Here is a 19404-nt window from a genome sequence, read left to right as displayed (position 1 = left end):
GATGACAATAGAAGAAATTGAAAAGGAGATTGTGGCCGAATTTTCGGTCTTTGACGACTGGATGGATAAATATGCTTATCTGATAGAGTTAGGCTCGGGCATGGCAGGAATGGATGAATCCCATAAGACGGAAGATAATCTCATTCAGGGATGTCAGTCACGGGTGTGGTTTCATGCTGAAATGAAAGGCGATGTGCTGTATTTTACTGCTGACAGCGATGCGATCATTACGAAAGGAATTGCCGGATTGCTCATACGTGTTTTTTCCGGTCAGAAACCTGCCGATATTGCCGGTGCAGACCTGAGTTTTATAGATGAGATCGGTTTGACCCAACATTTGTCTCCTACCCGTTCTAACGGACTTTTGGCTATGGTCCGGCAGATTAAAATGTATGCGGTTGCTGCCGAGGCTAAGTTGAAGCAACCTTAATTTATTTTACACTCACCAATTTATTTGCTATGGTTGCCAGTTTAACAAGAGACCTGATTATAGAAAAACTCAGTACTGTTTATGATCCGGAAATTCCTGTAAATATCTGGGAATTGGGGTTGATATACGATATCGAATTTGCAAAGCCTTCCGAAGTGATTATTCATATGACCCTGACGGCTCCCGGTTGTCCTATTGCGGATGAAATAGTGCAGCAGGTACATGATGTGGTGATGGAAGTAGAGGGAATTGAAGCGGTGACGGTGAATCTGGTGTTTGAACCGGCCTGGACGCCGGAACGGATGAGTGAGGTGGCTAAGTTGGAATTAGGGTATAATATTTGAGGGAAAGAGGGCGGTTTGCAGATGAATTTATATTTATAATTTGAAGATAGTTTTATTGAATATCTGGATTATTTAACATACATTTACACCGTGAAAATAGTGTTATAAGTGTTAGTCTGGAAATGATATGAAGCGTATTTTGTTGGTTGCCCTGGCCATTCTTTCATTGGGGGGTGTGGTAAATGCTCAGGATGGTAATAATACCTCTTATTTTTTATCTAATTTGCCTCAACGTTACCGGTTGAATCCGGCTTATCAGCCTGAATATAAAGTCTTTGTAGGATTGCCTGCTTTGAGCGGTATTTCGGTGAATTATCTGAATTCTTCTTTTACGGCTGAGGATCTGCTGACCAAATTTCAGGATTCTGTTTACATGGACATCGACAAGTTTTATAAGTCTTTGCATAAACGGAATTACATCAGTTTCAACAATGAAATTTCAATCTTATCCGTTGGTGTGAGGGCCAAAAGCTGGTACGGGACATTGGACGTAACCCAGAGGAACGATTTTTTGTTCCGGTATAACAAAGATATTTTTACTTTTTTAAAATACGGGAATAGAGATTATCCCCATATGGATTTCGGTAAGTTGGGACTGGATGCCAGTTCTTATCTGGAGATTGCTTTGGGGTTATCGAAACGGGTGAATGAGAAACTGACTGTCGGCGGGCGCCTGAAATATCTGATGGGAATAGCTAACGTAAATATGACGGATTCCGATCTGAGTGTTTCGACGGATGAAGCCGGAAATGTCACTTTGCATTCCCGTCAGAATATCCGGGTATCTGCTCCGGTACTGATTACCGACGAGAACGGGGCTGCTTTCCCGCTAAACCAGCCTATTAACTGGGGTGATATAGATTTTGATACGGACGATTTAACGGTTTCTTCTTTTTTGCATGGGAAAAATCCTGGATTTGCAATTGATTTAGGAGGAGAGTATAAATTGAACGACCGGATAGATTTGTTCGCCAGTTTGACGGATTTGGGGTTTATTCGCTGGGGAAATAAAAAGTATAATTATAATTTTTATCAGAATACGACCTTTAAGTGGGAAGGAGCTGATATTTCGGGTAGTATCCTGGACAAAGAAGATCCCAATTATTATTCCATGGATTCTGCCTTTACGCGTTTAACCGATTCTTTGAAAGATAATTTCCGTTTGAGCAATAAGGGGGGTGCTTATACCACTATGTTGAGCCCTAAATTGTATCTGGGGGGTACCTATCGTTTGAACAGGATGTTTACGGTAGGGGCTTTGTTCCGTGCTTCTTTGGTAAATAAAATGTTCCTGCCTTCTTTTACGGCTTCTGCCAATGCCCGGTTTATCAGAAATGTAAGTGCTTCCGTATCTTATTCTGTTACGCGGGGAAGTTATGTGAATGTGGGGGCCGGTTTGACTGCGAAGTTAGGGCCGGTTCAGTTGTATGTGGAAACGGATAATTTGCTGGCATGTAATTATACCAATACTCAGTCTGCAAGTGCACGCTTCGGCATCAATTTATTGTTCGGGCACAAAGACCGTCAGAAAAAGAAGAAGGAGGAAGAGGCTCCGGCAGAAATCATCGTGGAGCCGGTTGTCGTGAAAAAGGATAGTGTACAGCGGGATACCGTGCCTCAGGTGGATCCGGTGGTACCTATAAAGGAAGAACAGGTGACGGATACGGAGGGTGAAACCAAAGCGTTTTATGTGATTGTAGGCAGCTTTAAGAATAAGCAGAAAGCGGAAAATTTGAAAAAGAAATTATCTTTTATGGGATTTGAAAATCCTTCCGTTCTTTTGAATGAAAAAGGAATGTACAGGGTGAGTGCCGGTACTTTCCATTCTCATTCCGAATGCTGGGAGGAAGTTTTTCAGGTGCGGAAGAAGTATCCTCAATTTTCCGATGCATGGGGATTGAGCGTACCCTGATAGTTTATTGTATGGACAATATGATCCCCGGACATGGCTATGTTTCGGGGATTAATTATGTACTCCGGTGAAAGTAGGGTTTTCCCTTTTTGTAAAACAGAAACTTTTATATATTTCGGGTATGGAAACAGAGAGGAATATGGACGTAAAGGCGTGGGCACAGCAGGTGATTAAACCGGCTGAGATAGAAAAATATCTGATAAACGGAAAGGATTTTATAGATGAGGAATCCATTTTCGGTTATCTGGAAAAATATACCCGACCGGATAAATTCCGGGTGCGGGACATATTGAAAAAATCCTTGGAGATAAAGTTGTTGTCACCGGAGGAAACGGCCGTACTCTTGAATGTGGAGGATCCGGATATGCTGGAGGAAATGCGGGAAGCGGCTTTGCAGGTGAAGAAAAAGGTTTATGACAACCGGATTGTATTTTTTGCTCCGTTGTATTGTTCCAATCTGTGTGTAAACGGATGTGTTTATTGTGGTTTCCGAAGTGATAATTGTGCTGAGAAACGGCATGTCCTGAGCATGGAAGAAATCAGGCGGGAAACGGAGTCTGTTATAGATGAGGGGCATAAGAGACTGATTGCCGTATATGGGGAACATCCTCTGAGTGATGCCGATTATATTGCCGATTCGATGGCTGCGATTTATGCAACCAAACGGACAACGCCTTCCGGCAACGGATATAATAATATTCGCCGTATCAATATCAATGCGGCTCCGATGAGTATTGAAAATCTGCGGAAGTTGTGGCGTGCCGGAATCGGCACTTACCAGGTTTTTCAGGAAACTTATCATCCGGGACGTTATGCCGAGTTACATCCTGCCAATACGGTGAAAGGCAATTTCCGCTGGCGTTTGTATGCCATGCACAGGGCGATGGATGCCGGGATAGATGATGTAGCTATCGGTGCTTTGTTCGGTTTATACGATTGGCGTTTTGAAGTCATGGGATTGGTACATCATGCCCATGATCTTGAAAGACAATTCGGGATTGGTCCCCATACCATTTCTTTTCCCCGGATGCAGCCGGCTTTGGGTTCTTTCCTGAGTCAAAACTCTCCTTATATAGTGAAGGATGATGCTTTCAGGCGTTTAGTCACTGTTTTGCGGTTGGCAGTGCCCTATACCGGTCTGATTGTTACGGCTCGGGAGAGAGCGGAATTGCGCCGTGAAATCATGACATACGGTTGTACCCAGACGGATGCTTCTTCTAAAATAGGGATTGGAGCTTATTCTCAGAAAAAAGTCCAGGAAGAGAATCCCGATAAGGTTCAGTTTATGCTGGGAGATGAGAGAAGTCTGGACGAAGTGGTGAGGGAACTGGCCGGAGATGGTTTTATTACTTCTTTTTGTACGGCGGGTTACCGTTGCGGCCGGACCGGAGATAAAATCATGAATTTGTTGGAGAAAGGTGTGGAAGGTAAGTTTTGTAAATTGAATGCTGTTCTGACTTTCCGGGAATATCTGAATGATTATGCAACTGAGGCCACCCGACGGGTGGGAGAGCAATTGATACAGAAAGAATTGGAGGAAATAGAACAGATGCCTTTTTTCACGGAAAATAAGTTATTACCGGCTTTCCGGAATTATTATCAGCGAATTGCTTCGGGTGAGCGTGACCTCTATATGTAGGTACAGGTTTTGTGAAAAGCCCGGATTGTGATTCCTTTTGGACCAGCTTTCCGGGCTTTGCTTTTATTTTTCTTTTAATATGTATTTTACGCGCTCTTCAATGACCTCCCAGTTGATGATTTTCATAAAGTTTTCTATGTATTTGGCCCGTTGGTTCTGAACGTCCAGATAATAGGCATGTTCCCATAAGTCGAGGTTCATGACCGGCAGTTTCCCTTCTGTGATGGGTGTGCCTGCATTGGCGGCTGTGGTGAGTTCCATTTTCCCCTCCGGATTGACTGATAACCAGGTATAGCCGGACCCGAAAAATTGCATGGAAGATTTAGTCAGTTTATCTTTAAATTCGTCCAGGTTTCCGAAATTTTCTTCTATCATTTTTAAGGTATGCTGTCCTGGCTGGGATTTTTCCTCCTGATGAGGAGCGAGGGCCTCGAATTGAAAATAATGATTGAATACCTGGGCCGCATTATTGAATAAAGTGCCTGAAGAATTCCGGATGATTTCTACAAGCGATAAATGATCGTATTCCGTGCCGGCTTTCAGTTTGTTGGTGTTTTCAATATACGCCGGCAAATGCCGGCCATAGTGAAACTGAACCGTTTTTTCGCTCATATAGGGTTCTAAAGCATTTTCCGCATAGGGAAGCGGTTGAAGCTTAAAATGGTTGTCCTGGTCTTTTTCGTTGACTTTTTTGCATGACAATAGTGTGCAAATACATTCTTCGTTTTTCATCCTTTTATTTTTTATGGTTTACCTTTATTATACGTAAAGGAAAGGATGGGGTTATGGGAAGAATCCGGTCTTATTCCAGGACTTTTTTGATTTGTCGTTTAGCCAGAGTTAAAGGGGCCAGAGAACAGGGTCCATTGATGCATCCCCCGTCGCATGCCATGACTTCGATAAACTGGGCTTCAGGTTTTTTAGGCATGGTTTTCAATAAAGCCTGGTTCTTTTTATCCAGTCCTTCAAAAGAGGCCGTCTTGTATTTATTTCCGATGGCGTTGACAACAGCATCACGGACTCCGCCGGCCTGGGCAAACCCCCTGCCGAATCTGGTGATTTGCTGGTCCAGTTCTTTCTCGCTGCAGTCGCTGACGTGAATGTCGTAAGCCACCATGAAAGCCCCTAATTCTTCAAAACTCATGACATAGTCTACTTCGGGCACTACATCAGCCTCATGCCGTTTTGCCAGGCAGGGACCGATGAAGACAACTTCGGCATCCGGGTACTTTTCTTTGGCATAACGGGCGGCATATACCATCGGACTCCGGGTTTCCGATACGAAAGGTTTAAGCATCGGAGCGTGCTTGTCTACCCATCCGGTGTAAGCCGGACAACAAGAGGTGGTCATGAATGTTTGCCCTTCCTGCATTTTTTCTTCCAGTTCCTTCGCTTCATTTGCCGCAGTGATTTCTGCTCCCAGGGCGACTTCGATGACATCATCAAACCCGATCTGTTTGATGGCTGCCAAAACCTGTCCGGGAGTGGCATCGAACTGGCCGTAAATGGCAGGAGCCGGAATAGCGACGATTTGTTTCTTCGGATTACTAAGGGATTTATAAATGTCTATGATTTTAGAACGTTCCATGATGGCACCGTACGGACAGGCCTGCATGCATTTTCCGCAGTAGATGCATTTTTCTTTGTCGATATGTTCCACTCCTTCGCTGTCTTTGCTGATGGCTTTCACCGGACAAGCTTCTTCACAGGGAACCGGGGTATAGACAATGGCATGATAGGGACATACTTTCTGGCATAAGCCGCAGCTGACACAATCCGTACTGCTGATGCTGGCTTTTCCGTTGATGAAAGAAATGGCTGCTTTTGGGCAGTTCATGACGCAAGGCCGTCCTTCACATCCCCGGCACAGGTTGGTGACAGCGTACTGGGACTGGATGCAGGCACTGCAAGCCTCATGGACGACGGAAAGAATATTTTCCTGGGTATTTTTATCGGCCATAGCCATACGGGCGAATTCGGAAAGATGGATAAGGTCTATTTCTTCGTCCGTGATTTCAAAACCTAAAATGGAAATGATTTTATGTTTGAGGATGTAACGGTCTTTATGAATGCAACATCTTACGGAGCGTTTGTCGCGGGGCCGCATTTCTACGGGCAGGTATTTCAAACCGGTAATCAGCTCGTCTGATTTTAACAGTTTTACCATCCGGATGAGCAATTCCCGTTTGGTGAGCATTGCGAAATTATCGTACAGCATAAGTAATATTAGATTTTGAAGTGTCCAAAGATAATTATTTCTTTTGATATTTTCTGATAGATGCAAGGATATAACAAAAAAGCCGCCCTGAATATCAGAGCGGCCTGAAAAAGAAAGTTAATCTTTATTTTTTATTCATCCCTGTTTTATCTTTCCCGAACTTGTTCCGGAAGTCATAAGACAAGGGAGTTGCTACAAACAGAGAGGAATAGGTTCCTACGATAACACCGATTAACAACGCGAACACGAAACCTTTGATGGAAGTACCGCCAAAGATAAAGATGGCCAATAACACCACTAAGGTGGAAAGGGAGGTACTGAAAGTACGACGCAAGGTTGAGTTCAATGCAGCCTCTGTATTGGATTTATCGTCCCGTTTGGGATATAGACGGTGGTATTCCCGGATCCGGTCGAATACAACTACGGTGTCATTGATGGAGTAACCCACGACTGTCAGGATGGCTGCGATAAAGGCCTGGTCGATTTCCAGGGAGAACGGCAGCAAACCGGAGAACAGGGAGAAGATACCTAATACTACGATCGTGTTGTGGGCCAGCCCCAATACTGCACCGGCTCCGTATTGCCATCTGGTAAACCGGATCATGATGTATACGAAAATCACGATCAGGGCAAAGATGACCGACCAGATAGCAGCCCGGGTAACATCTTCCGCTACGGCAGGTCCTACTTTCTGTGACATCTGGCGATAGTCGCTCAGGAAGACTTCTTTTGTTGTTCCTGCCGGGATGTATTCTTTTAAGCCTTCATATAACAAAGTCTCAACTTCGTCGTCTGCTTCGGTGCCTTCGTCTGCAATTTTGTATTTGGTGGTAATTCTTACCTGGTTATCTTTACCGAAGGTTTTTACTTCGGGGGTACTTCCGTATACTTTGGCCAGACTGGCTGCGATGTTTTCTACCTGAACAGGCTGGTCGAAGCTGACGGTATAGGTTCTACCTCCGACGAAGTCGATACCTTTATCCAGTCCTTTGGTAAACAAAGACGCCAGACAGATAACGGTAATGATACCCGATACAATATATCCGACTTTTCTTCTTTCCAGGAAAGGAAAATGGACGTCACGCAACCAGTTTGCCGTAAACGGCGTGGTGAATCTGACGTTTTCATTTTTTCTGGAGGCATAATCCAGGATAATGCGGGTGATGAAAATGGCACTGAATAATGAAGTGAAGATACCGATAATAAGGGTGGTTGCAAAACCTTTGATAGGGCCTTCACCGAAATAATACAGGATAAATCCGGTTAACAGCGTGGTTACCTGACCGTCGATGATGGCGGAATAAGCTTGTTTATACCCTTCTTTGATGGCTAATCTCAAACCTTTACCACCCCTGATCTCTTCCTGGATACGTTCGTAAATCAACACGTTGGCGTCAACAGACATACCCATGGTCAATACGATACCGGCGATACCGGGCAGGGTCAGTACGGCTCCGATGGATGCCAGCACCCCGAACAGGAAAAATAAGTTTGTGAACAGGGCGATATCGGCAGCCAAACCGGCTCCGCGACTGTAAAAGAACAGCATATAAACCAATACCAGGCAGAATGCGATAACGAATGACCACATACCGGATTGGATGGATTCACTACCTAAGGAGGGACCGACAATTTCATCGGCGATGATACGTGCCGGAGCCGGTAGTTTTCCGGATTTCAGGATATTTGCTAAGTCCTGTGCTTCTTTGATGTCAAAACTTCCTGTGATCTGGGAATTTCCATTGGGAATCTCTCCGCTCACGTTAGGTGAAGAGCAAACATAACCGTCCAGGACAATGGCTATACAGTGACCGACATTTTCTTTGGTCATGCGGGCCCATATTTTGGTCCCTTCTCCGTTCATGTTCATAGACACTGTAGGACGGCCGCTGTTTTGGTGGTCAAATTCCTGGCGGGCATCCGTAATTATCCCTCCGTCCAGGGGTGCTTTGCCGTCACGGGTGGTGATTTTGATGGCATGTAAAGGTACGATGCCGTTTTGTGCTTTCATTTCCCACAACAAACGGGCATTCCGGGGCAGGGCCGATTTAATCTGAGGCAGAGCCAAAAGAGCATTAACGGCAGCCGTATCCTGCAACCGGGCGTAACCTACGATGGAACCGTTCGGAATCAGTTGTCCGTTGCGGTCAACGCTGGGAGTCAATACCGAGAATAAGGGATTTTGTTTTTTGAATTCTGCTTCGTTTGCCAGCAGATTGTTCAAAGAGTCCTGGGCAGTGATATTAGCCAGCAGACTGTTTTCCGTGGAATCCTGGGATGCGGCAGTTTCTTCCTCCGTTTGGGTTGTTGCCACGACAGTCAGTGAACTGTCCTGTATACCCAGAATTTCTGCGGCCTGACTGATTGTACGCGCTTTGTCGTTCGCTGCTGCCAGATAGGTATAAAATTCTCCGTTATCGAAAGTTTCGAAGAATTCCAGTGCAGCGGTTCCCTGTAAAAGTTTTCTGACCCGTTGGGCGTCTTTGATTCCCGGAAGTTCAATCACGATACGGCCGGAAATGTCGGCTTTACGGATGTTGGGTTGGGCAACACCAAAGCGGTCGATACGTGTACGTAAAATGTTGAACGTGTTGTCGATGGCTCCGTCTGCTTCTGTCCGGATGACGTCCAGCACTTCTTTGTTGGTAGCACCGATTTTGATTTTATCTTTCAATTCAACCGTTCCGAAAAGGTTCGGAGAGGCCAGTTGAGCATTCGGGGCTATTTTTTCGAAAGCCTCACCGAATAAAGTCACAAAGTCTTTCGGACTGGTGGAGCGCATTTTTATCGCTTCCTGTAATGCTTCGTTGAAAGCGGCATCCGGGGTGTAATTGGCCAGGCTGCGGACCACATCGGCCACATCCACTTCCATGGTGACGTTCATACCTCCCCGAAGGTCAAGACCTAAGTTCAACTCCAGTTCTTTACATTCTTTGTAGGTGTACTGTGCAATTCCCAGAAGGTTGTATACTTCCTGGTTTGCAATGGAATCCAGATATGCTTTCTCTTTATCCGGATTGCCCTGTGCATACTCCTGCGCAGCTTTTTCAATCCGATTGGTTTTCCAGGTAAAAGATAACTGGTAAAGACTCACCAAAGCCAAGGCGATGGCAAGTAATGTAATCGCTCCTTTATTCTGCATTTTACAATAGATTATTATATTACTTTATTTTTAAATTCTTTCTGCAAGATTTAATGTGCAAAAGTATAATATTTTTTCTAAAAAAACAGATAAATCCGATTTTAAGTCAGCAGATTTAAGATTTTATCGTTTTTTAGGTATGTAGTATGAGACGTTTGTTTTTGAAATCTATCCGGGCCTGATGTTTTACGCAGAAATCGCAGCCTAATAATCCCAGTACGTTGCGTTTCAGATGTTCGTCATACATTTCGTTTACATATTGCAGGTCAATGCCTGCCAGTTGTATGTTTTTGAATTTCCGGTTGCCGATTTTCAGATAGGCGGGTTTGAAAATTCTCACTTCCTGAATTTGGCCTGTTACGCTGCCTGACTGGATTCGGTTGGTCTGGATTTCGGGCGTTTTTTCTGCTACTTTGTTTTGGTCAATGACTGTAATGGAAGCCCCCGTGTCAATGATCATGTCTCCCCGGACGCCGTCAATTTCTGTTTTTACTATGATGTGAAAACTGTTTTCTTTCAGCCGGACCAGTTCTATCGGCACCTGGGTGATATGTTTTGGGGAGGAAAGACCGAATTTTTTTCTTTTCATGTTTCAACCTGTTGAATCCGGAACAAAAATAAAAAACCGCCCCGAATATCGGGACGGTTTTTCCATTTTTAACCTGTATAAGGAAAATGTACCGTTTTTCAGAACATTTTCATGTTATCCAGTACGTCCATCACTGAGCGTACAGCTTTGGCTGAAGCGGCCAGCAATTCTTTTTCTTCTTTGTCCAGTTTTACTTCGATGATTTTCTCGATACCGTTTTTGCCCAATACGACCGGAACACCCAGGTAGATGTCTTTCATTCCGTATTCGCCGTTTAACAGAGCGCAAACCGGGAATACCCGTTTCTGGTCGCGGATGATGGCTTCAACCATTTGTGCGGCAGCAGCTCCCGGAGCATACCAGGCAGAAGTACCCATCAGTTTAACCAATTCTCCGCCGCCAACCTTGGTACGTTCGATAATGGCCTGAAGTTTGTCTGCGTCAATCAGTTCGGTGACAGGAATACCGCCGACTGAGGTATAACGGGGCAGGGGAACCATGGTATCTCCGTGACCTCCTAACAACAGGGCCTGAATGTCTTTCGGAGATACGTTGAGGGCTTCTGCCAGAAATGCACGGTAGCGCGCAGTGTCCAGCACGCCGGCCATACCGAATACTTTGGATGAATCTACTTTTGCAGCCAGATAAGCACAATAGCACATAACATCCAACGGATTGGAAACGATAATGATTTTAGCATCCGGAGAGTGTTTGATCACGTTTTCCGTAACCGATTTTACGATTCCGGCATTGGTGGAAATCAAATCATCCCGGCTCATGCCCGGTTTACGGGGAAGTCCGGAAGTGATTACGACTACTTCTGAGCCGGCAGTTGCTGAATAATCATTGGTAACTCCTTTGATGCGGGTGTCATATAAATTGATCGGAGCGGTCTGCCACATATCTAAGGATTTTCCTTCGGATACACCTTCTTTGATGTCCAGAAGAACCACTTCATTGACAATGTCTTTTTCTGCAATGCAGTTTGCGCACGTTGCACCGACGTTACCTGCACCAACAACTGTTACTTTCATGTTAAAAAAATTTATGGTTATACTTATTTTGATTTATAATTGAATACAATCAATCCGACGTCAAATTTACTCCTTTTTTGTTCCTAAACAAAATATTAGGGAAAAAATTCTTTAATATACATATTCGCCCGGCATGCCGGTATTCTTTATCTGACAATTTGTTTCAGTTTCCGGCTTTGGAAGCGGACAAACCATAAAGGGAGGATGGTGCCTTTCAGGATGCTGGAAATGGTGATGCTCCACCAGATTCCGGTGAGTCCCAGGGCCGGAACCGTTGTCAGCAGGTAGGCCATCGGGATGCGGAGGCCGGTAAATATGCTCCCGACCAGGGCTGGGGGCGTGGTACGTCCTGTCCCGTTAAATGCTCCTGCCGTTACAGATTCCGTTATCATAAATAGTTGGGAAAGGGACAGGATTTTCAGGTAATCGCCTCCGGCGGCAATGGCTTCGGGTTCGGTCACAAAGAGACTGAAAATGGGCCGGTTGAAGATGAAAAACAAGGCTCCGGCTAAAAGTCCTATGCCTCCTGCTATCCCCAAGGTGAGCCGATAGCCCTGACGGATGCGGTCGTAATTCCCTGCCCCGTAGTTTTGGCCGGTGAAGGCTGCTAAAGCGGTGGAAAAGCCGGCGGCAGTCATCCAGGAGATGGCTTCGATTTGTGAGCCGATGCTTTGTGCGGCAACGCCTACTGCACCCCATTGCGCTGCGAGAGTGGCTAACGTCAGGGAGAACATGGAGAACAGGGCATTTTGCAGGCTTACGGGCAGGCCCAGCAAAAGAATATGGCGTGCAAAGGCCGGTTTTATCCGGTTAAAGAGACGTATGGGATTTAACGGAAAACCTTTGCTGAATATACGCCGGCAGAAGAGGCTGTATACGACCAATTGGGCCAGGGCGGTTGCAATGGCTGCACCTGCAGTACCTAAAGCAGGAAAGGGGCCGATACCATAAATCAGTAAGGGGTCCAGCAGGATATTTACAATCAGCCCTATGGATGAAATGCGGAAAGGGGTCTTGCTGTCTCCCTGTCCGTTGTAGAGACCGCTGAAGGTATTGTTGTTGAATTGGAAAAATAAGCCGGGAGCGATGATGCGCATATACTGGACAGCCTGGGTGGAAATGGAAGCGTCGAACCGGAACAAACCGATGAGGGAGGGGGCCGCCCAGAGGATAAAGCAGGCATAGATGAAGCTGAGCAGGACGGATAAGGTAACGGCTTGGCCAGCATAATGGCCTGCCCGTTGATGGTCTTTGGCTCCGATAGACTGGGAAACTGTAATTTCGGCTCCTATTTTGGTCAGGAAAGACAGTGCATTGCATAACCAGGTGAAGAATCCGGCAGCTCCTGCAGCCGCAACGGCTTCGCTGCCCAGGTGTCCCAGCCATAACATATCCGTCATGCTGTAGGCCATTTGAATAAAAGAGGCGGAAATCAGAGGTACTGCCATAATCCACAGGCTTCGGAAGATGCTGCCTTGAGTGAGGTCGTTGATTCTCATTTGCGATGAAGGTATTGTCGGATTTAACGGAAGGCAAAGATAACGAAAAGTATATTTATTTTTTCCGGGTTCTCCGCAGGGGAAAAGAAAGACGCCGTTTGTCCGTTTATTTCTGCTGAAGAAGGAGAGAAATTGAAAATTGAAAATTAATTTTGTACCCCGTAAGAAAGTAGAAGCGGACAAGTATCTTGTTCGATAATCAGTAATATTTGATGTAATGAAAAGAAATGTAGTTGTAATAGCAGGAGGTAATTCTTCGGAATATGGAGTGTCTTTGAAGTCCGGTGAGCATATTTTTGCAGAAGTTGACGGCGAAAAATATAATAAGTATCTGATGATACTGAGAGGACGGGATTGGCACATTGAACTGGAAGGGCAGCAATATCCGGTGGATAAGAATGATTTTTCGTTTGAATATCAGGGTAAAAAGATAACTTTTGATTTTGCTTATATCACTATTCATGGAAATCCTGGGGAAAACGGTATGTTACAGGGATATCTGGATATGATGGCGGTTCCGTATTCCACTTGTTCCGTGTTGTGTGAGGCTTTGACTTTTGATAAGTATACCTGTACCAATTATCTGAATGGTTTTGGTATTCATACCACCCATCCGGTGATGCTGACCCGGGGGCAGGCTTTTGACAAGGATGCGGTTCTGGAAACGGTGGGATTGCCTTGTTTTGTGAAGCCTAATGCCGAAGGCTCCAGTTTCGGGGTGTCGAAGGTGAAAACGGCCGGTGATTTTGATGCGGCTCTTAAAGAGGCTTTCAGTAAGTGTAGTGAAATCCTGGTGGAGAGTTTTATTGACGGGACGGAATTTACCTGTGGTTTGTATAAAGTCGGAGGGAAAAAAGTGGTGATGCCTGTTGCGGAAGTGATACCGAAAAAAGAATTTTTCGATTATGAAGCCAAGTATGATGCGAAAATGTCGGATGAGATTATTCCCGGACGATTTACGGAAGAGATAACCGAGCGAATCCAGGAGATGGCTTCCGAGGTGTATGATATTTTAAGATGTGAAGGGATTGTCCGCATAGACGGATTTGTCCGTGGGGAAGACGTGATAATGCTGGAAGTGAACACCACCCCGGGAATGACAGCCAATAGTTTTGTGCCGAAAATGGTCCGGGTAATGGGCTATAGCCTGCGCGAAGTGATCACGGAAATTATAGAGGATAAAATGAAGGTCAGGAGATGATACCTCCTCCGACAATATCTTCTTCTTCATAGAATACGGCACTTTGGCCGGGAGTGATGGAGTCTATGGTTTCGTGGAATACCACGCGCAAACGGTCTCCTTCGGGGTATAGGCTGGCCTTTTTCCCTTCATTCCGGTACCGGATTTTTGCGGTCACTTCCAGACCGTCCGGAATGTGCCCGTATTTCATCAGGTTAACAGAGGTGGCATAGAAAGATTTGCCTTGCAATTCGTCTTTCGTCCCTAATACGACGGTATTGTCTTCCGGGTGGATGGCAACGACAAACATCGGTTGGCCTAAAGCGATTCCCAAGCCTTTGCGTTGACCGATGGTATAATTCGGAAAGCCTTTGTGCATCCCTAATTTTTCTCCTTTTGTGTTAATAAAATATCCGGGACCGTATTGTCCGGTATAGTCTTCCACCTGTTCGGCAAGGAAAGCACGGTAATCGTTGTCCGGAATGAAACAGATTTCCTGGCTTTCTCCTTTCCGGGACAGTTTTTCATAACCGTGCCGGAAGGCGATTTCCCTGACTTCTGGTTTTGTCAATTGGCCTAAGGGGAAGAGTGTCCGGGCCAGGTTTTCCTGGGTCAGCGTCCAGAGAAAATAAGTCTGGTCTTTGCAGAGGTCTGCTCCTTTGCGCAAAAACCACCGGTTGTCCTGTTGTCCGATGCGGGCATAATGGCCGGTTGCAATGTAATCACAACCCAGTTCGTCGGCAGTCTCAATCAGTTTTCCCCATTTGATGGTGGAATTACAGATAACACAGGGATTAGGGGTACGGCCATGCAGGTATTCGTCGATGAAGTTGGTGATAACCCGGTCTTTGAATTCTTGCCGGATATCCAGGATATGGTGCTCGAATCCCAGGTCCTGGGCCATTCGTTTGGCTTCAAACAGGGCGTCTACACTGCAACAGCCTTTCTCTTTTTCCAGGCAGCCGCGGGAAATCTGGTCGAAAGTGCGGTAAGTGACCCCTACCAGTTCATATCCTTGTTCGCGTAATAACATGGCAGCTACCGTGCTGTCGATTCCGCCACTCATTGCCATTAAAACTTTGGGCATATATATGGTTTTACTATACGTTCATGTATCTGGCTTCACTGTGATAATCGTCTTTTTCGATATCGATATCCGGTTCGCGGAAAGAAACAGTGCTGCCCAGGGAGAAACGGAGGTATTTGATTTGTTTACCCCGTGACAGCCATTGTTTTTCGTAGAAAGTTTTTATGCCTAATATTTTATCGTCCAGACCGCAACCATACAGATCGGCTGTGTTGACAAATTCTTTCAGATGATTGATTTTGACCAGTTCGGAGGTATAAGTATACAAAAACGGACTATCGGTTTTTAAATGAATCAGGGCATCCGGAGCCAGGATTTTTTGGTATAGGCTGAGGAAACGGGTTCCGGTCAGCCGTTTGCGGGCCTTGGCCATCTGTGGGTCGGGGAAAGTGATCCAGATTTCGGCGATTTCGTGTGTTGCAAAAACGGATTCCAGCATTTCTGCATACATTCGTAAAAAGACTACATTTTGCATACCGGCTTCGGAGGCGGTTTTGGCTCCTTTCCACATGCGGGCCCCTTTGATATCGAGTCCTATGAAATTTTTTTCCGGGTAAAGTTTACCGAGTTCTACGGTGTATTCCCCTTTGCCGCACCCGATTTCCAGTACTATCGGGTGGTTGTTGTGAAATACCTCTTGTCCCCATTTCCCTTTCAGCGTGTAGTCCGTCCGGAAAATTTCCGTGTGCCGGGGCTGAAAGACATTCGGGAGGACTTCCATTTCTGCAAATCTGGCCAACTTATTTTTCATGGCAGGGGTTCCACTTTGATTCCTATATTCTTGATACCTTTCAATTCTTCAATACGCATGCCTTGTTCTATGCGGAAGGTCACTTTCCCCTGAGGGAGGTGCACCGGATTCCGGCTGAGAGACTGTTCTATGGTTTTGATGGAGCCACCCCGGCCCAACCAGCGTCCATCGGCTTCTGCTATCCGGATGTTGACTGTGTCCTTTAGTTCCCGGGCGGCAGTGCTGCGGGTGCTGATAAAACACCAGAGATTAGCCATCTCATAATCAGTCGTATGGCGTAAACACAGGCTTATCTGGTAGAAGCCGCTGTCTGGAATTTGGGTTGTGAATTCTACCACCTTATACCGGTTCCAGGTTTCATCCGGTAATTCTTCGTATTTTTCGAAGGTGTCCGGAGATGTACAGGAGATGGTGATGATTGCCGATAAAAACAGGATGAATGTTCTCATATTTTAGTCGTTACAAAAGCTGATGGTTGTTCCTTCGGAATGAACCTCTAAGTGAACGGTGGAACCCATAATTAAGGGGTAATTGGCTGAAGAGTGTCCTGCCGGGAAACCGAAACATACCGGATATTGATATTCTTCCAGTAGTTCATGGATGATGGTATAAGCGTCTTTCCCGAAGTTCAGGCCTTTCATTTCGGAGAAGTCTCCGGCTATCAACCCCTGTATTTTGGTGAATTTTTCCGCCAGTTTCAGGCTTTGAAGCATCCGGTCGATGGCATAAAGATTTTCACCTATATCTTCAATAAAAAGAATCGGAGTCTGGTGTTTGCATTCCAGATTGGAGGAGTGGATGCAGTGTAGCAGGGTCAGATTGCCTCCCGTGAGTTCTGCCTCTACAATTCCGGGTTGGTTCAGGGGATGGGGCGGCAATTGGTAGGCATTGACCTGGCCGAACAGAAATTCCCGTGTCCGTTTTAAAGCTTCCGGTTCTGTATTGGGGAAGCTTTTGGGCATGGCAGCGTGCATGCTTTCTATTCCCAGAGTGTTCAATTTGGCGTGGAAGACAGTGATGTCGCTGAATCCCACCAACCATTTCGGGGACCCTTGGAAAATGGAATAATCCAGTTGTTCGACAATCCGCATGCTTCCGTAACCTCCCCTGGTGCAAAAAATGGCCCGTATATCTTCCGTGTCAAGGGCCCATTGCATGTCTTCGGCCCGTTGGTTGTCGTTCCCGGCGAAATAGCCGTATTTTGCGGCAGCATGTTTCCCGATGACCGGTTCTAATTCCCACGAACGGAGCGTTTTTACAGCTTCTTCGAGGACTGCCGGTTCAATTGCTCCGGCAGGAGAAATTACGGCAACCTGATCGCCCGGTTGGAGATAGGGAGGTCTGTACATATACAGCGTAAGGTTAATTAAAGTAAAAATAAATCTGTCGGCTGATTGCCTTTTCGTGTGCGAAGATAAACAATTATTTTTTACCTTTGCAAGCTATCTGAAAGTATTGGAAATATTCAAAGCAAGAAGTATATGGCTAAATTCAAAAGGAATCTGATCACAACGGCATTGCCTTATGCTAACGGGCCGGTTCATATCGGCCATCTGGCCGGGGTATATGTCCCTGCTGATATCTATGTCCGCTACTTGCGGCAAAAAGGCGAAGATGTAGTATTTATTGGAGGCTCCGATGAGCATGGGGTGCCCATCACTATCAAAGCGCAGAAAGAAGGGGTTACTCCTCAGGATATAGTAGACCGCTATCACAAAATTATTAAAGATTCATTTGAAGAGTTCGGAATCTCGTTTGATATTTATTCCAGAACCAGTTCCGCGACGCACCATGCGTTGTCTTCTGCTTTTTTTAAGAAGCTGTACGATGAGGGGAAGTTTGTGGAAAAAACTTCCATGCAATATTACGATGAAAAGGCAGGTCAGTTTTTGGCGGACCGTTATATTGTCGGTAAGTGTCCTCATTGCGGAAATGAACGGGCTTACGGAGACCAGTGTGAAGCTTGCGGTACCAGCCTGAATGCAACCGATTTGATAGACCCGGTTTCTGCTATTACGGGGAATAAACCGGAACTGAAAGAGACGAAGCATTGGTATTTGCCTCTGGAGCAGTATGAGGATTGGCTGAAAAAATGGATATTGGAGGACCATCAGGAGTGGAAGAGCAATGTTTACGGTCAGTGTAAATCGTGGTTGGATAATGGTTTGCAGCCCCGGGCTGTTACCCGGGACCTGGATTGGGGTGTTCCCGTACCGGTTGAGGAGGCCGCAGGAAAGGTGCTGTATGTGTGGTTTGATGCTCCTATCGGTTATATTTCGGCAACGAAGGACCTGACGCTGGAGTGGGAAAAATACTGGAAAGATCCGGAAACGCGGATGATTCATTTTATCGGTAAGGATAATATTGTCTTTCACTGTATTATTTTCCCGGCAATGCTGAAGGCAGAAGGCAGTTATATTTTACCGGATAATGTGCCGGCCAATGAATTTCTGAATTTAGAGGGGGATAAGATTTCCACTTCCCGTAATTGGGCGGTCTGGTTGCATGAATATCTCCGTGATTTTGAAGGCAAACAGGATGTCTTGCGTTATGTGTTGACGGCGAATGCTCCGGAAACGAAAGACAATGATTTTACATGGAAAGATTTCCAGGCTCGTAATAATAATGAGTTGGTGGCGATTTACGGAAATTTCATTAACCGGGCTCTGGTGCTGACCCAAAAATATTTTGGTGGTGTTGTGCCGGAACGCGGGGAATTAACGGATTACGACCGGGAAGTACTGGCCGAGATTCCGGAAATCATAGGTCGTGTGGAGAAAAATTTAGATGCGTTTCATTTCCGGGAGGCATTGAAAGAGTGTATGAATCTGGCTCGTCTGGGTAATAAATATCTGGCCGATACAGAACCCTGGAAGTTAATCAGGAACGATGAGGGACGGGTAAAGACCATATTGAATATTTGTTTGCAGATAGCGGCAGATTTGTCTACCTTGACAGAACCCTTTATTCCTTTCAGTGCTGCAAAATTGAGAAATTTCCTGAACATCGGTCCGGTGGCCTGGAATAGAATGGGAGACCAGATTATTCCTGCCGGACATACCTTGAATGAGCCAGGGTTGTTGTTTGAAAAAATTGAAGATTCTCAGATTCAGCAACAGGTGGATAAACTTTTGGCTACGAAGAAAGCAAATGAGATGGCAAATGCCAGGGTTGCTCCTGCCAAGCCGAATGTTACATTTGATGATTTTGCCAGGATGGATATTCGTGCCGGAAAAATCGTTGCTGCTGAAAAAGTGGCCAAAACGAAAAAGTTGATGAAACTAACCATTGATACCGGTATAGATACCCGTACGGTGGTTTCCGGTATCGCCGAATATTATGCGCCGGAAGAAGTGATAGGCCAGCAGGTCAGTATTTTGGTGAACCTGGAGCCGAAATTATTGAAAGGCATCGAATCACAAGGAATGATTCTGATGGCGGAAAATGCGGACGGCTCCCTGGTATTTGTCCGGCCTGACCAGGATATAAAAACGGGTTCAGAAATCAGATGATTTGTACTGAAACGGGTAAAACACAAGAAGACGCAATTTTTGATTGCGTCTTCTGTGTTTTAAAATA

The 19404-nt window shown here is 45.6% G+C and carries 16 protein-coding genes; 6 read left to right on the top strand and 10 right to left on the bottom strand.

Annotation, left to right across the window (positions count from 1 at the left end; translation table 11 throughout):
• Position 1: 1 nt before the first annotated feature.
• From D1136_RS02375 to hydG, 4 genes are all read left to right on the top strand, one after another.
• The gene (locus tag D1136_RS02375; protein WP_161876242.1) at positions 2–430 is read left to right on the top strand and encodes a SufE family protein; all 429 of its coding nucleotides are present in this window, start codon (positions 2–4) and stop codon (positions 428–430) included.
• 29 nt (positions 431–459) lie between these two features.
• Positions 460–774 carry an iron-sulfur cluster assembly protein gene (locus D1136_RS02370; RefSeq protein ID WP_161876027.1) on the top strand — a complete coding sequence of 105 codons (315 nt, stop codon included), beginning with the start codon at positions 460–462 and terminating at the stop codon, positions 772–774.
• Positions 775–901: 127 nt separating this feature from the next.
• A complete protein-coding gene (locus D1136_RS02365; protein WP_161876026.1) occupies positions 902–2686 on the top strand; it encodes a DUF5723 family protein in 1785 nt (594 codons plus the stop codon).
• Positions 2687–2807: 121 nt separating this feature from the next.
• Positions 2808–4325 carry a [FeFe] hydrogenase H-cluster radical SAM maturase HydG gene (hydG, locus tag D1136_RS02360; protein ID WP_237566958.1) on the top strand — a complete coding sequence of 506 codons (1518 nt, stop codon included), beginning with the start codon at positions 2808–2810 and terminating at the stop codon, positions 4323–4325.
• A gap of 63 nt (positions 4326–4388) precedes the next feature.
• Here hydG and D1136_RS02355 read toward each other — a convergent pair whose 3' ends face one another.
• The 6 genes from D1136_RS02355 to D1136_RS02330 form a co-directional block, all read right to left on the bottom strand.
• Positions 4389–5057, bottom strand: a complete 669-nt coding sequence (locus D1136_RS02355) for a superoxide dismutase (RefSeq protein ID WP_161876025.1) — start codon at positions 5055–5057, stop codon at positions 4389–4391.
• Positions 5058–5127: 70 nt separating this feature from the next.
• The gene (locus D1136_RS02350; RefSeq protein WP_161876024.1) at positions 5128–6543 is read right to left on the bottom strand and encodes a monomeric [FeFe] hydrogenase; all 1416 of its coding nucleotides are present in this window, start codon (positions 6541–6543) and stop codon (positions 5128–5130) included.
• A gap of 124 nt (positions 6544–6667) precedes the next feature.
• Positions 6668–9685: a protein translocase subunit SecDF gene (gene secDF / locus D1136_RS02345; RefSeq protein ID WP_161876023.1), complete on the bottom strand. Its 3018-nt coding sequence runs from the start codon at positions 9683–9685 to the stop codon at positions 6668–6670.
• Between the two features lie 133 nt (positions 9686–9818).
• Entirely contained in the window at positions 9819–10274 is a 456-nt protein-coding gene (locus D1136_RS02340) for a retropepsin-like aspartic protease (protein WP_161876022.1), read from the bottom strand.
• Between the two features lie 98 nt (positions 10275–10372).
• Positions 10373–11308, bottom strand: a complete 936-nt coding sequence (gene mdh, locus D1136_RS02335; RefSeq protein ID WP_161876021.1) for a malate dehydrogenase — start codon at positions 11306–11308, stop codon at positions 10373–10375.
• Between the two features lie 146 nt (positions 11309–11454).
• On the bottom strand, positions 11455–12807 hold the full coding sequence (locus D1136_RS02330; protein WP_161876020.1) for an MATE family efflux transporter: 1353 nt from the start codon (positions 12805–12807) through the stop codon (positions 11455–11457).
• A gap of 217 nt (positions 12808–13024) precedes the next feature.
• Here D1136_RS02330 and D1136_RS02325 point away from each other — a divergent pair, with 217 nt between their 5' ends.
• A complete protein-coding gene (locus D1136_RS02325) occupies positions 13025–14008 on the top strand; it encodes a D-alanine--D-alanine ligase (protein ID WP_161876019.1) in 984 nt (327 codons plus the stop codon).
• Here the strand turns inward: D1136_RS02325 and mnmA are convergent.
• Genes mnmA through D1136_RS02305 form a run of 4 tightly spaced genes read right to left on the bottom strand, consistent with a single transcriptional unit; the run spans position 13998 to position 17174 of the window.
• Positions 13998–15074 carry a tRNA 2-thiouridine(34) synthase MnmA gene (mnmA, locus tag D1136_RS02320; RefSeq protein WP_161876018.1) on the bottom strand — a complete coding sequence of 359 codons (1077 nt, stop codon included), beginning with the start codon at positions 15072–15074 and terminating at the stop codon, positions 13998–14000. The genes D1136_RS02325 and mnmA overlap by 11 nt on opposite strands.
• 13 nt (positions 15075–15087) lie before the next feature.
• The gene (gene trmB / locus D1136_RS02315; RefSeq protein WP_161876017.1) at positions 15088–15825 is read right to left on the bottom strand and encodes a tRNA (guanosine(46)-N7)-methyltransferase TrmB; all 738 of its coding nucleotides are present in this window, start codon (positions 15823–15825) and stop codon (positions 15088–15090) included.
• Entirely contained in the window at positions 15822–16274 is a 453-nt protein-coding gene (locus tag D1136_RS02310) for a gliding motility lipoprotein GldH (protein WP_161876016.1), read from the bottom strand. Before D1136_RS02310 ends, trmB begins: the two co-directional genes overlap by 4 nt.
• 3 nt (positions 16275–16277) lie before the next feature.
• Positions 16278–17174, bottom strand: coding sequence for an LD-carboxypeptidase (locus tag D1136_RS02305; protein WP_161876015.1), 897 nt, complete (start codon positions 17172–17174; stop codon positions 16278–16280).
• A 132-nt stretch (positions 17175–17306) separates the two neighbouring features.
• Between D1136_RS02305 and metG the strand changes: the two genes are divergently transcribed.
• Entirely contained in the window at positions 17307–19337 is a 2031-nt protein-coding gene (metG, locus tag D1136_RS02300; RefSeq protein WP_161876014.1) for a methionine--tRNA ligase, read from the top strand.
• Positions 19338–19404 lie beyond the last annotated feature (67 nt).

This window comes from Odoribacter sp. Z80, assembly GCF_009935865.1.
GTDB lineage: Bacteria > Bacteroidota > Bacteroidia > Bacteroidales > Marinifilaceae > Odoribacter.
The sequence above is the reverse complement of the archived record's forward strand: the minus strand, read 5'-3'. Positions and strand labels throughout refer to the sequence as shown.